At 76.3% G+C, this 13,395-nt stretch carries 9 protein-coding genes and 1 pseudogene; 1 reads left to right on the plus strand and 9 read right to left on the minus strand.

The features are described from left to right. The 7 genes and pseudogenes from ACFUMH_RS15655 to ACFUMH_RS15685 form a co-directional block, all read right to left on the minus strand. Window positions 1-1,547: pseudogene (locus ACFUMH_RS15655) on the minus strand (hypothetical protein); the annotation flags it as partial. Between the two features lie 146 nt (window positions 1,548-1,693). Beyond that, window positions 1,694-2,200 (minus strand): flavin reductase family protein, encoded by a 507-nt coding sequence (locus tag ACFUMH_RS15660; RefSeq protein ID WP_378207540.1) that lies wholly within the window; start codon window positions 2,198-2,200, stop codon window positions 1,694-1,696. Further along, the gene (locus tag ACFUMH_RS15665) at window positions 2,197-2,625 is read right to left on the minus strand and encodes a hypothetical protein (protein ID WP_378207543.1); all 429 of its coding nucleotides are present in this window, start codon (window positions 2,623-2,625) and stop codon (window positions 2,197-2,199) included. Before ACFUMH_RS15665 ends, ACFUMH_RS15660 begins: the two co-directional genes overlap by 4 nt. Before the next feature lie 5 nt (window positions 2,626-2,630). Further along, complete coding sequence (locus ACFUMH_RS15670) at window positions 2,631-3,599, minus strand: PIG-L family deacetylase (RefSeq protein WP_378207546.1); 969 nt, start codon at window positions 3,597-3,599, stop codon at window positions 2,631-2,633. Continuing rightward, window positions 3,596-5,527: a translational GTPase TypA gene (gene typA, locus ACFUMH_RS15675; RefSeq protein WP_378207549.1), complete on the minus strand. Its 1,932-nt coding sequence runs from the start codon at window positions 5,525-5,527 to the stop codon at window positions 3,596-3,598. The genes ACFUMH_RS15670 and typA overlap by 4 nt, the downstream gene beginning before the upstream one ends. Before the next feature lie 166 nt (window positions 5,528-5,693). After that, window positions 5,694-7,769 (minus strand): ABC transporter substrate-binding protein, encoded by a 2,076-nt coding sequence (locus ACFUMH_RS15680; RefSeq protein WP_378207552.1) that lies wholly within the window; start codon window positions 7,767-7,769, stop codon window positions 5,694-5,696. A gap of 277 nt (window positions 7,770-8,046) precedes the next feature. Next, a complete protein-coding gene (locus ACFUMH_RS15685) occupies window positions 8,047-9,888 on the minus strand; it encodes an ABC transporter ATP-binding protein (protein WP_378207555.1) in 1,842 nt (613 codons plus the stop codon). A 78-nt stretch (window positions 9,889-9,966) separates the two neighbouring features. Between ACFUMH_RS15685 and ACFUMH_RS15690 the strand changes: the two genes are divergently transcribed. Continuing rightward, window positions 9,967-10,587: a hypothetical protein gene (locus ACFUMH_RS15690; protein ID WP_378207558.1), complete on the plus strand. Its 621-nt coding sequence runs from the start codon at window positions 9,967-9,969 to the stop codon at window positions 10,585-10,587. Window positions 10,588-10,604: 17 nt separating this feature from the next. On the opposite strand, the gene ACFUMH_RS15695 is transcribed toward ACFUMH_RS15690, so the two are convergent. Both ACFUMH_RS15695 and ACFUMH_RS15700 read right to left on the minus strand, forming a co-directional pair. Then, window positions 10,605-11,714 (minus strand): ABC transporter permease, encoded by a 1,110-nt coding sequence (locus ACFUMH_RS15695; protein ID WP_378207561.1) that lies wholly within the window; start codon window positions 11,712-11,714, stop codon window positions 10,605-10,607. Further along, the gene (locus ACFUMH_RS15700) at window positions 11,711-13,231 is read right to left on the minus strand and encodes an ABC transporter permease (RefSeq protein ID WP_378207564.1); all 1,521 of its coding nucleotides are present in this window, start codon (window positions 13,229-13,231) and stop codon (window positions 11,711-11,713) included. Before ACFUMH_RS15700 ends, ACFUMH_RS15695 begins: the two co-directional genes overlap by 4 nt. Window positions 13,232-13,395: the final 164 nt, after the last annotated feature.

Below are 13,395 nucleotides of genomic sequence, written 5' to 3' on the forward strand. Positions count from 1 at the left end.
GGGGACGCCGGCGCGGCGGTGCCCGACGCGAGGACGACCGGCACGGCGGCCGTGTCGCCCGCCGGCTCGCCGTCGGTGGTGGCGCTCGTCGCTGGCGCGCCCGCCGCGCCACCTGCCGCGGGGGCGGGCTCGTGCGTCGCGGTCGCGTCCGTGGAGGTGGCGGGCCCGGTCGTGGGGGCGCTGGTCGCGTCGGGCGACGCGGCGGCGGCAACCGACGTGGTCGCAGCCGTGGCTCCGGCCGCGTGGGCGGGGACGTCGGGAGCGGCCGCGGCCGCCGCGTCCGTCTCTGCCGCGTCGGGTGTCGTCGCGTCGGAGGTGGTCGAGGCAGGCGCCGACGCGTCCGGCGCGGGTGCGTCCGGAGCCGTCGCGTCAGGGGCCACCGCGTCCGGCGCCGTCGTCGGCGCGGCGTCCGCCGGGCGGGGCGTGTCCTCCGCCGTCGCCGGCTCGGCGTCCTGCGGCGCGGCGGGAGCGGCGTCGCGTGCGCCGTCCTGGGTGCCGGCCGGGGAGGCGTCGGTGCCCGTGCCGTCGACGGGCGCGCCCGCACCGGCGGGCGGGGCGTCGGCGGCGCCCGCGGACGGGGTGTCCGTCGCGGCGGCGGGGTCCGTCGCGGCGGCGGGGTCCGTCGCGGCGGCAGGGTCCGTCGACGAGGCGGCGTCCGTCGACGAGGCGGCGTCCGCGGCGCTGGCGGCGTCCGCCGAGGAGCTGGTGTCGCCCGACGGCGCGGTCCCCTCCGCGGGCGCGGTGCCGGCGCCGGACGTCGCCGCCGGCTCGGTGCGGGCGAGCGCGTGCGCGGGGACCCCGACGGCGGCGGCGTTGAGCGCGGTCATCGCGAGCGCGGACAGCCCCCCGAACCCGCGTGCGGGCTGCGCGGCGGCGGCCGCCGTGGCCGCGGCCGTGGGAGCGCCGGGGGTCCGGGCGGTGTCGCCGGCGGCGGGTGCGGAGGCCTGCCCGGCGTCGCCCGCCGCGTCGTCGCGCCCGCCGGTGGAGGGCGCGTCCGTCCCGGCGTCCTGCGCGGCGCTGCCGGGCGCGGCGTCCTGGCCGTCCGCGGCGCGCGCGGCCGGAGCGGCGTCCGACGCACGCTGCGGCGCGGACGTGGGCGGCGCGGTGACCGCGACGTCCTCCCACGACGGCCACGCGGACCGTGCGGGGGCGGCGGCCGCCGCGGTGCGGGCGGCGCCGGGACGTGCGGCGGGTGCGTCCGTGCCCGCAGCGGGCCGCGTCGCGGCAGCGTCCGTGGCGGGTGCGTCACCGGCCGCGGCTGTGCCACCGGTCGCGGGTGCGCCAGCGGTCGCGGGTGCGTCACCGGTCGCGGCCTCCGCGCCGGGCGCGGATCCGGTCGACGCGGCATGATCGGTCGCGGGCGCGGCGTCCGTGCGGGGTGCCGCGCCGGACGGCGAGCCCTCGGGGGCGCTCGGCACCCGGGGCGCGGGCACGCCCGCCGGCTCGGCGCCGCGTGCGCCGTCGGGCGCGTCGGTGCGCGCGCCGGGCTCGTCCCGGTCGTCCGTCGCCCCGCCGGCCGTCGTGCCGCGTTCGGTCCCGTGCGTCATCGATCCCCCGTCTGCTCCCTGCAGCGCGCAGACCGCGCCCGGGCGAGTCTACGGGGCGCGACCACCCTCCGGGTCCGCTCCTCCGCGGCGACCGCGAGGATCACCCGCTCCGCCGGCGGGCGGGACGGCGGGGTCGCCGACCGACGTCAGCGGACGCCGCGCACCCGTCCGCGCAGGTGCACGAGGCCGCCCGCGGCGGCGGCGCCCTGCGCGACGGCGAGCACGCTGCCGACGACGACGTCGTGGTCGCCCGCCGGGTGCACGGCCGTCGTGCGGCAGTCGAACCACGCCGCGGCGCCGGCCACCCACGGCGCCCCGGACACGGGGGCCGGCGTGTGCGGCACGCGGTCGAGCTGGCCCACCGCAGGCCGGCCCGGCGACGCGAGCCAGTCCGCCACGTCCGCCTGGTCGTCGGCGAGGACGCTCACGGCCCACCCGTCGACCTCGTCGAGCACGTCGCGCAGGCGCGAGTCGGTGTGCACGGAGAACAGCAGCAGCGGCGGGTCGAGCGACACCGACGCCACCGAGTTCACCGTGGTGGCGTGGGCGACGCCGCGCCGCACCACGGTGACCACCGCGACCCCGGCGGGCAGGCGGCCGACCGCCGCCCGGAACGCGTCCTCGTCGACCGGCGCGGCCCCCGGCACGGTCACGGGAGCGGCTGCTCGGTCCCGGCGCCGGCGGCGTGGCCGGCCGGGGCGTCCGGGCCGTCCGGTCCGCCGGCGACGTCCGTCACCCAGCGGCGCGGGACGACCGCGACGGCGACGACGGCCACCGCGGCCCCGCCGAGCCAGCCGATGCCCCACAGGTCGGTGCCCGGCACGAGCACGTCGCCACCGGGCCCCTCGCCGGCGAGCAGCGTCACGGACAGGAACAGGCCGCCGACGGCGCCGACGTACGTGACCCAGCCGCCCCACGCGCGCGCCGTGAGCACGGCGACGAGGACGAGCAGCACGCACAGCACCAGGCCCCACGGGCGCACGGCGCGGTGCATCAGCGTGCCGAGCACGCCGACGACCAGGCCGAGCACGAACGTGGCGGCACCGCGGCCGAGGAGCGCGGTCGAGAGCGGCTGCACGGGCGTCACGCTACCGGCCGCACACCGGCCGGCCACGCGAGGCGGGCCTGCTCGGCGCGCAGGCTGCCCGGCGCGTACCGGTACGCCTCGACGGGCAGCACCGGCGCGAGGACGCGGTTGCTCAGCGCATAGCACGCGAGCAGCGCGGGGTCGCCGTCGACGGCGCGGACGGCCTGCACCTGGGTGGCGTGCGCGCGCAGCGCCGCGAGCAGGCGGTCGCGCACGGGCGCCACGTCGACCACGACGTCGAGCTCGTCGTCCAGCACGGCGACGGACGCCGGCTCGGCGGCCGGGTCGGGGAGCTCGAGCGTCTCGACGGTGGGGCCGAGCGCGGCGAGCACGGCGTCGCCGCCCAGCGCGACGTGCGCCCGCCGCAGCGCGGCGCGGCCCTGCGCCGCCCACAGCGCGACCGGCACGGCGTGCGCGGGCCCGACGTCGTCGGCCTCGCGCGCCGCCAGCTCGAGGGCGAGCCGCGTCACCTCGTGCGTGCGCACGTGGTCGGGGTGGCCGTAGCCGCCGCCCGGCTCGTACGTGACGACGACGTCCGGCCGGCGGCTGCGCAGGACGCGCGCGAGCGCGTCCGCGGCGTCCTCGAGGGACGCGACGACGAACGCCGCCGGCGGGACGTCCTCGAGCGCGCCGGCGCGCGTCGCGCCGACCCACGCCATGCCGGAGTCCTCGTACCGGGTGCCGTGGCCGGCGACCTCGTCGAGGAACCCGTGGTCGGTGACGCCGAGCGCGGCGAGGGCACCGTCGAGCTCGCCGACGCGGTGCTCGGCGAGCGCCGGGCCGTCGCCCTCGAGGTGGGCCCACCGGCGGCCGATGACCTCGCCACGCTCGCCGCGCGTCGCCGTCACGACGGTGACCGGCCGGCCGGCCGCCGCCCACGTCGCGAGCAGCGCGCCGGTCGCGAGCGACTCGTCGTCGGGGTGCGCGTGGACGGCGAGCAGGCCGCCGGTGGGCGCGGTCGTCACGCGCGCTTGTTGCGCGCGGTCTGCCGGGCCCGCTCGGTCTGGTCGAGCACGACCTTGCGGATGCGGACGACCTCGGGGGTGACCTCGACGCACTCGTCCTCGCGCGCGAACTCGAGGGACTCCTCGAGCGTGAGCTTGCGCGGCGGCACCAGGTTCTCGAACGACTCCGCCGTGGACGAGCGGATGTTGTTGAGCTTCTTCTCCTTGGTGATGTTGACGTCCATGTCCTCGTTGCGCGCGTTCTCGCCGACGACCATGCCCTCATACACCTCGGAGGTCGGGTCGACGAAGAACGTGCCGCGCTCCTGGAGGTTGAGCATGGCGAACGGCGTCGCGACGCCCGCGCGGTCCGCGACGAGCGAGCCGTTGAGGCGCGTCTCGATGGGGCCCGCCCACGGCTCGAAGCCCTCGGCGATGGACGACGCGATGCCGGTGCCGCGCGTGTCCGTGAGGAAGCGCGTGCGGAAGCCGATGAGGCCGCGCGCCGGCACGACGAACTCCATGCGCACCCAGCCGGTGCCGTGGTTGCTCATCGTCTCCATGCGGCCCTTGCGCTGCGCGAGCAGCTGCGTCACGGCGCCGAGGTACTCCTCCGGCACGTCGATCGTCATGCGCTCGGTCGGCTCGAGCACCTGGCCGTCGACCTTCTTCGTGACGACCTGCGGCTTGCCGACCGTGAGCTCGAAGCCCTCGCGTCGCATCTGCTCGACGAGGATCGCCAGGGCGAGCTCGCCGCGGCCCTGCACCTCCCACGCGTCGGGACGCTCGGTGGGCAGCACGCGCAGCGACACGTTGCCGATGAGCTCGCGGTCGAGGCGGTCCTTGACCTGGCGGGCCGTGACCTTGTGGCCCTTGCCGCCCTTGCCGGCCAGCGGGCTCGTGTTGATGCCGATCGTCATCGAGATCGCCGGGTCGTCGACCGTGATGAGCGGCAGCGGCCGCGGGTCGTCCGGGTCCGTGAGCGTCTCGCCGATCGTGATGTCCTCGATGCCGGCGACGGCGACGATGTCGCCGGGGCCCGCCGCGTCGGTGGGGACGCGGTCGAGGGCCTTGGTCTCGAGGAGCTCGGTGATGCGCACGTTCTGCAGCGTGCCGTCGTGCCGCGCCCACGCGACCGTCTGGCCCTTGCGCAGCGTGCCGTTGTGGATGCGCAGCAGCGCGAGACGGCCGAGGAACGGCGACGCGTCGAGGTTGGTCACGTGCGCCTGCAGCGGCGCGGACGGGTCGTACGACGGCGCCGGGATCTTCTCGAGGATCGTCGCGAACAGCGGCTCGAGGTCCGGGCTGTCGGGCAGGCCGCCGTCGGCGGGCTGCTCGAGGGACGCCTTGCCGACCTTCGCGGCCGCGTAGACGACCGGCACGTCGAGGATCGCGTCGAGGTCGAGGTCCGGGACCTCCTCGTGCAGGTCGGACGCGAGGCCGAGCAGCAGGTCGGTCGCCTCGTGGACGACCTCGTCGATGCGCGCGTCCGGGCGGTCCACCTTGTTCACGACGAGGATGACCGGCAGCTTCGCGGCGAGGGCCTTGCGCAGCACGAACCGCGTCTGCGGGAGCGGGCCCTCCGACGCGTCGACGAGGAGCACGACGCCGTCGACCATCGACAGGCCGCGCTCGACCTCGCCGCCGAAGTCGGCGTGGCCCGGGGTGTCGATGACGTTGATCGTCACGCCGTCGGGCTGGCCCGCCGCGGCCGCCGCCGGGCCGGCGTACCGGACGGCGGTGTTCTTCGCGAGGATGGTGATGCCCTTCTCGCGCTCGAGGTCGCCCGAGTCCATGGCGCGCTCGTCGACGTGGTCGTGCGCGCCGAACGCGCCCGACTGGTGGAGCATCGCGTCGACGAGGGTGGTCTTGCCGTGGTCGACGTGCGCGACGATCGCGACGTTGCGCAGGTCGTGACGCACGGCGGCGGCCTGGTCGGTTGCGGGCATGCGGGGACTCATCTCACCGAGGAAGAGGGGGATGCGCCGACGACGGCGCGCCCCCATCTTACCGGAGCACCCCAGTCCGGCGACGGTGACGCCCGTCTCCCCGGTGCGTGCTCCCGGTTCCCTCCGGTACCGCCTGTGCGCTCCCCCCGGGCGCCCTCCCCCGCGCTCAGTCGTCCGCGCGGGCCCAGTCCCACCAGGAGGTCAGGTCGGCGCGCGCCGGCGCGAGCACCTCGACGCCCGTGACGGCCGGCAGCCCCGCGTCGTCCTCGGCGTCCCGCTCGGCGGTCAGCGTCAGGGCCGGCGTCCGGACGAGCGGGAGCACCGCGCCGGCGGCGACGAGGTCGCCCGACGTCTGCGCGAGCAGGTCCGGGACGGCGGCCGGGTCCACCATGCCGGCGAGCGTGTCGAGCACCGCGTCGAGCGCGGGGTCGGCGTGCCCGGTGACGTTCGCCGGGCCGTCGCCCCGCCAGCGCGCGACCCACGACGCGACCGGCAGGTCGCCCTGGGCCACCGGCACGAGCGCCGCGTCCCACGCCGCACCCTCGGTGCGCAGGGCATGCACCGGGTCGTCGACGTCCGCCGGCACGACCTCGAGCCCCGCGTCGGCGGCGGCCGCCGTGAGCAGCTCGAGGGCGCGCGCGCGGACCGGGTCGTCGGTCGCCGCGAGCACCCGCACGGTGACGGGCGCACCGCCCGGTGCCCGGTCCGGCGCCGGGGGCAGCGCCGCCGCCACGGTGGCCGCGGGCGCGTCGGAGCCGACCTGCGCCGCCACGACGTCCGACGCCTCGGCGTCGTCCCACAGCGGCGCCACCGCCTCCGCGACGACGTCGTCGCGCGGCACCGCGCCGACGAGCGCCGCCCGCAGCGCGGCCGCCGCGGCCGCCGGGTCCGGCGCGTCCGCGTGGCTCGCCGGGTCGAAGGGGCCGCCGGCGCGCTCCTGCAGCACGAGCTGCAGCACCGCGTCACCGCCCGTGGCCGCCGCGACCCCGTCCGCGTCGTCGGCCGCCGCGAGCACGTCCGCCGTGCTCAGCGGTGCGGCGACGTCGACGTCCCCCGCCTCCACCGCGTCCACCTGCGCGAGGGGGTCGAGGTCGGTGCGGACCCGCACGCGGTCCCACCGCGCCGGGCGGTCGCCCGCGTACGCGGCGTTCCGCACGACCTCGACGCCGTCCGCGACGACCCGGTCGAGGACGTACGGGCCGGTCGTGGTCGCGAGGGTGGGGTCGGCCGTGACGTCGGCCGACGCGCCCGCGGCGCGCCACACGCGCGACACCGGCACGAGCGCGGCGCGGTCCTGCCGCTGCACCGCCGCCACGACGGCGTCCGCCCACCGGGCCGCGTCCGCGGTCGGGTCCGCCGACGGCGTGGGCGTCGGCGTGCCCGTGGGGGTCGCCGTCCCGGCGGGGGTCGGTGCGCCCGTCGAGGCCGCCGTGCCCGTGGGCGTCGGCGTACCCGCGGCCCTGGTCCCCGCCGGTGCCGTCGTCCCCGCCGGTGCCGGCGTGCCCGTCGGTGCCGGCGTGCCCGTCGGTGCTGTCGTGCCCGACGGTGCTGCCGTGCCCGTCGCCGCCGCCGTGGGCACGGGGAGCGCGGGCGCGGACGGGTCGAGGGCGAGCCGGCCGACGACGTGCGCCGGCAGGTTGACGTCGAGCGCGAGCTGCCAGTCGGCGACGGGCCGGTCGTACACGACCGTGACGCTCGCGCCGTCGACGGCCGGCACCGCCGACGCGTGCGCGAGGACGGGCGACGTCGCGGCGAACGCGACGACGTCGTCGAGCGCGGCCGGGTCGGCCGGGCGCCCGTCGGCGTCGAGCTCGGGCACGACCTCGTCGAGCTGGCCGCTGCGCGCGGCCCACTCCAGCAGCAGGTCCGCGGGCGTGACGGGCACCCCGTCCGACCAGCGGGCCGTCGGCGCGATCGTGTACCGGACGGTGAGGGGGGCGTCGCCGAGCTTCTCGACCGTGCCGAAGGACGTGTCGGTGGTCACCGTGCCGTCGGGCTCGAGCGCGACGAACCCGGACTGCACCAGCCCGCGCACGAGCACGCTCCCGGGCGCCCGCCCGTCGACGGTACCGGCGTTGAGGGACGCGAAGGGCAGGTCGGCCGCGACCACGACGGTGCCGGCGCGTGCCGGGTCGACCGGGTCGGCCGTGCAGGCCGTCGTGAGCGCCACGAGCACCGCTCCCGCCGCCGCCGCGGCGACCCGCGCCCGTGCCCCTCCACCGACGTGACCGCTCCGGTCCATCCGCACCGCTCCTCCGCTCCCGCGCCGCGCGCGTCCACCCGTCCGGCCGTCACCCGTCCGCAGCCGTCGTCCCCCTATCGGCGCGGACGGGTCGGGACTGAAGTGGCAGATCGGACGGATCCCGTCGGACCGTAGCGGACCGGCACGAGTCGGTGCGTCGCGCCCTCCGCGGGCGGCACGCGCAGGCGTGCCGGCCGGGGACGTCCTGGACGCGCCGACGCCCGGCCCCCGCGAGGGGATCGGGCGTCGTGCGTGCGTGACGGCTGCGTGCCGCGGCTCAGATGCCGGGGCGCTGCGTCCGCTCGTTGTCGATCTCGTCGATGCCGAGCGCGTCGGCGCGGCCGGCCTCGTCGGCGTGGCGCGCCTCCTCGGCGTCCAGCTCGGCGCGCTGCGCCTCGAGGAGCGCGTCGCGGGCCATGCGGCGCTCGCGCTGCGCCTCCGGGTCCGGCACGGGCACGGCCGCGATGAGCCGCTGCGTGTACGGGTCCTGCGGCGCGGTGACGACCTGCGCGGTCGGCCCCACCTCGACGAGCTTGCCGTTGCGCATCACCGCGACGCGGTCGGACAGGATCTCGACGACGGCGAGGTCGTGGCTGATGAACAGGCACGCGAACCCGTGCTCGCGCTGCAGCTCCTGGAACAGGTCGAGCACCGCCGCCTGCACGGACACGTCGAGGGCTGACGTCGGCTCGTCCGCCACGAGCAGGCGCGGCTCGAGCGCGAGCGAGCGGGCGATGCCGACGCGCTGGCGCTGCCCGCCCGAGAGCTCGTGCGGGTACCGGTTGCGCATGGCACGCGGCAGGTGGACCTGGTCCAGCAGCCGCTCGATCTCGCGCTGCAGACCCTGCCCCTTGATGCCCCGGTGCAGGAGCAGCGGCTCGGCGATCGACTCACCGATGGGCAGCCGCGGGTTGAGCGACGAGCCCGGGTCCTGGAAGACGATGCCGACCTTGGTGCGCAGCGGCTTCAGGTCCTTCATCGACGCGCCGACCATGTCCTGCCCGACGATCCGCAGGTGCCCGCCCGTGACCGGCAGCAGCCCGACGGCCGCACGCCCGATGGTCGTCTTCCCCGAGCCGGACTCGCCGACGAGGCCGACGACCTCGCCCTGGCGGATCTGCAGCGAGACGCCGTCGACGGCGCGGAACGCCGGCGTGCGGCGACGGCCGGGGTACTCGATCACCATGTCCTGCGCGTCGAGCACGAGCTCGCGCTCGTCGGCGGCCGTGGCGGCGGGCGCCGCGGCCCCGGCGGGGGCCGGCTCGGTGACCGTGGCGCGCGCGGGCGCCGCCGCGCCGACGCCGCGGCCGAGGTGCGGCACCGCGTCCAGCAGGCGCTGCGTGTACTCGTGCTGCGGGTTGCGGAAGACGTCGAGGGCCGGGCCCTGGTCGACGACCCGCCCGTCCTTCATGACGATGATGTTGTCCGCCATGTCGGCGACGACGCCCATGTCGTGCGTGATGAGCACGATGCCCGCGTCGATGCGCTCGCGCAGGTCGCGCATGAGCTTGAGGATCTCGGCCTGCACGGTGACGTCGAGCGCGGTCGTCGGCTCGTCCGCCAGCAGCAGCTTCGGGTCGCACGCGAGGGCCTGCGCGATCATCGCACGCTGGCGCTGCCCGCCCGACAGCTGGTGCGGGTAGGAGTCGACGCGCTTCTCGGGGTTCGGGATGTCGACGAGCCGGAGCAGCTCGACGGCGCGCTCGCGCGCCTCCGCCGGGCCGATCTCGAAGTGCGCGCGCAGCGTCTCGATGATCTGGAAGCCGATCGTGAACACCGGGTTCAGCGCCGTCATCGGCTCCTGGAAGATCATCGAGACCTCCCGCCCGCGCACGCGCCGCAGCCGGCTCGCCGGCATGCCGACGAGCTCGCGGTCGCCCATGCGCGCCGAGCCGCGGGCACGGCCGTTCGCCGGCAGCAGGCCGAGCAGCGCCATCGACGACTGCGTCTTGCCCGAGCCGGACTCGCCGACGATGGCGAGCACCTCGCCCGGACGGACGTCGTAGCTGACGTCCACGGCGGCCGGGTGCCAGCGTCCGTCGACGTAGAACTCGACGTTCAGGTCACGCACCGAGAGCACGGGCGTCGTGGTCGGTGCGGGAGGCGTCTCGAGGGCCACCGTTCAGCGTCCTTCCTGCTCACCGAGGGTCCGCCCGGTCGGGGCGGCCGCGGTGCGCGGGTCTGCGAGCATGGCCACGTGGGTGCCACGCAGGAGTTCACATCGGGGTACGGACGAGGTCTGACCGTCGCGGCGGGCGCGACCGGCGCGGTCGCGCTGGGCGCGGTGGCGCTGCAGGACGGCGCCGGCGAGGCGCTGCGCGTGCTGCCCGTCGTGGCGCTGGTCGTGCTCGTCGTCTGGGCGCTGTTCTGGCGCCCGGGGGTCGAGGTCGCGGACGGCGAGCTCGTCGTGCGCAACGTGCTGAGCACCGTGCGCGTGCCGTGGCCCACCTACCGCGGGGTGACGCGGGGCTGGTCCCTCGTCGTGCACACCACCGAGGGCGACGTGCAGGTGTTCGCCGCCCCGCGCTCGAGCGCCACCGCCCGGGCGGTGCGCCGGCGCCGCGCCGACGACGACCGACCGACCGGCACCGTCCCGGCGGGCGACCGTCCCGTGCGCTCGTACGGCGCCACCGCCGAGACGGTGGGCGACGCCGTCGAGGCCCGGCACGACGCGCTGGTGCGCGCCGGCCACCTCGACGGCGCCGAGCGCCTGCGCACCGAGCACGGCCTGCGCCCCACCCGGCAGCTGCACGTCGCCGGCGTCGGCGCGGCGGCCCTGCTGGCCGCCGCCGCCGTGGCGGTGCTCGTCACCGGCTGAGCCGGCGCGCCGGACCGTCACGCGCCGCCGCCGAGGCCGGCGTTCCGACCGTCGAGGTCGGCGCGGACGGTGCTCACGCGGGCGCGCTCCGCCGACGCGTCCGCGGCGGCCGCCTTCGCCATCTTGCGCTCCGAGGGGATGCGCTTCTGGCGCGGGTCGAACGCGTCCCGCAGGCCGTCGCCGATGAAGTTCACGGTCAGCGCGATGATCACGATGAACAGGCCCGGCCACCAGAACAACCACGGCCGCGTGGAGAACGCCTGCTGGTACTCGTTGATGAGCTGCCCCAGCGAGATCTCGGGTCGCTGGATGCCGAACCCGAGGTAGGACAGCGCGGTCTCGAGCAGGATCGCCGAGCTCATGAGCAGCGTGACAGCCACGATGAGCGTGCCGATGGCGTTCGGCAGGATGTGCTTGAAGATGATCCTGAGGTTGCTGGCGCCGGCCACCCGCGCCGCGTCGACGAACTCGCGCTCGCGCAGCGACAGGAACTCGCCGCGCACCAGCCGCGCCAGCGTCGTCCACAGGATCAGCCCGAGCGCGAGCGCGAAGACCACGCCGGAGACCCCGCCCGCGAGCTTGCCGACGACCGCGCCGATGACGATGGTCGGGATCGTGATGACGAGGTCGGTGGCGCGCATCAGCAGCGTGTCCGCACGGCCTCGGAAGAAGCCCGCGGTCGCGCCGACGGCCACGCCGATGATCGCCGCGACGCCGCCGATGATGACCATGACCATCAGTGACGTCTGCACGCCGGCCATGACGCGCGCGAAGATGTCGCGGCCGATCTCGTCCTGGCCGAACGGGTGCAGGCCGATGGCGAAACCGTCGCCGCCGAGCCACGTCGGCATCGAGAGCGTCGGCGCGCCGCCGGCGTTGACGACCGCACCGGTCTCGCCCGGCGTCCACTGCCACCAGCCGGGCACGGGGCCGACACCGACGGAGGTCAGCGCGAGCAGGGCGGTCAGGGCGAGGACGGCCAGGCCGACCATCGCCCCCTTGTGGCGGAAGAACCGCCGACGGACGATCTGGCCCTGCGAGAGGCCGGCGACGTCCTGGAGCTCGATGGCGTTCTCGAGCCGCTCCTCGGGCTCGCCCGAGGGCTGCGGTGTGGTGGAGGTGCTCATGCGTCCAACCGGATCCGGGGGTCGATCGCCGCGTACACGAGGTCCGCGACGATGTTGGCGATGATGGCGAGGGCGGCCACGACGAGCAGGTAGGCCATGACCGGCTCGATCTCGGCCTGGTCGAGCGACCGGACGAAGAGCTGCCCCATGCCCGGGCGTCCGAAGACGTTCTCGGTGATGACCGCGCCGCCGACCAGCGTGATGACGTCGATCGGGACGATCGTCGCGAGCGGGATGAGGGCGTTGCGGAACCCGTGCCGCACGACGACGAGCCGCTCGGGCAGGCCCTTGGCGCGCGCCGTGCGGACGTAGTCCTGGTTCATCACCTCGAGCATGCTCGAGCGCGCGTACCGCGTGTACGACGCGAACGCGATGAGCACGAGCGTCGCCGTCGGCAGGATCAGGTGCGTGAAGGAGTCCAGCACCTGCACCCAGTAGTTGCCGCCGAGGTTCGGGGTCCGGTCGCCGAAGGTCGGGATCGGCCGACCGGCGAGCGCGTCGAAGTACGGGCCCCAGACCTGCATCACCTGGTCGACGAAGATCAGCGTGCCCATGACGAGGGCCACCGCGGCACCGGTGCGGGCCGACAGCCGCCAGTCGGGCCCTCCGAACAGGCGCCCGACGCCGTAGCCGAGGGCGACGGTGAGGAGCGCGAGCCCCGCCGTCAGCCAGTGCGACTCCGTGATCTCGTCGAACACGACCTGCATGGGGAAGTACGCGACGACGCCGATCGCCACGACCGTCAGGCCCGTGTACAGGGCGCGGCGGTTGTGCAGGCCGGCGAACACGCCCGCCACCGCGAACGCCGTGCCGGCGCCCAGCAGCGCGAGCAGCACGGGGCCGATCTGCGGCCGGTCCCACCAGCCGGTGAGCTGCACGTAGGCGAGCAGCGCCAGGTTGGCGGCCGCCGCGATCGCGAACACCTGCAGCCGGCGCGTGGCCGTGCCGCCGATGGCCAGGGACCACAGCAGCCCGACGACCAGGGACACGCCGACGATCACCGGCCAGGCGATCACCGGGTCGCGCAGGAAGTCGTTGAAGCCGATGGCGCCCCACTGCTTGAGCAGCACCGCCACCCAGAAGGACGGCAGCGAGTACAGGAGGAACGAGAAGAAGATGATGACGTAGTCGAACGCGCTGTACTGGCGCAGCGCCGACACGATGCCGACGGTCACGCCGACCAGCAGCGACAGCACCGTCGCGGCGGAGACGAGCTCGATGGTCGAGCCGATCGCGTTCGTCAGCTGGCTGCTCACGGCCTGGCCGGACTGCCAGGCGGTGCCCAGGTCACCGGTGAACAGGGCGCCGAGCCACCAGAAGAAGCGGACGACGACGTTGACGTCGAGGTCCAGCTGGTCGATGCGCTGGGCGATCAGCTCGGCCTTGTTCGGGGCCGTGCTCTCGACGAGGTCGCGCAGCGGGTCGATGGCCGCGTCGACGAGCAGGTACATGAGGAACAGCGCCACGAAGAGCGTGACGAGTCCGGCCGCGAGGCGGCGCAGGAGGAAGTTGAGCACGGGGGGCTACCTCGCAGGGACGGGAAGCCGGACGTCGGGGATCGTATCCCGGCGGCTTCCGCTTGAGGTGGTCGTGGGTGTCACGGAGGGGCAGCGTACGCGCACGACGGAGGGCGCCGCGGTCGGAGCCTCGGCGCCCTCTGTCGTCGAGCACGGTCCGGGCT

The organism is Cellulomonas sp. NPDC057328, from assembly GCF_042667215.1.
Classification (GTDB): domain Bacteria; phylum Actinomycetota; class Actinomycetes; order Actinomycetales; family Cellulomonadaceae; genus Cellulomonas.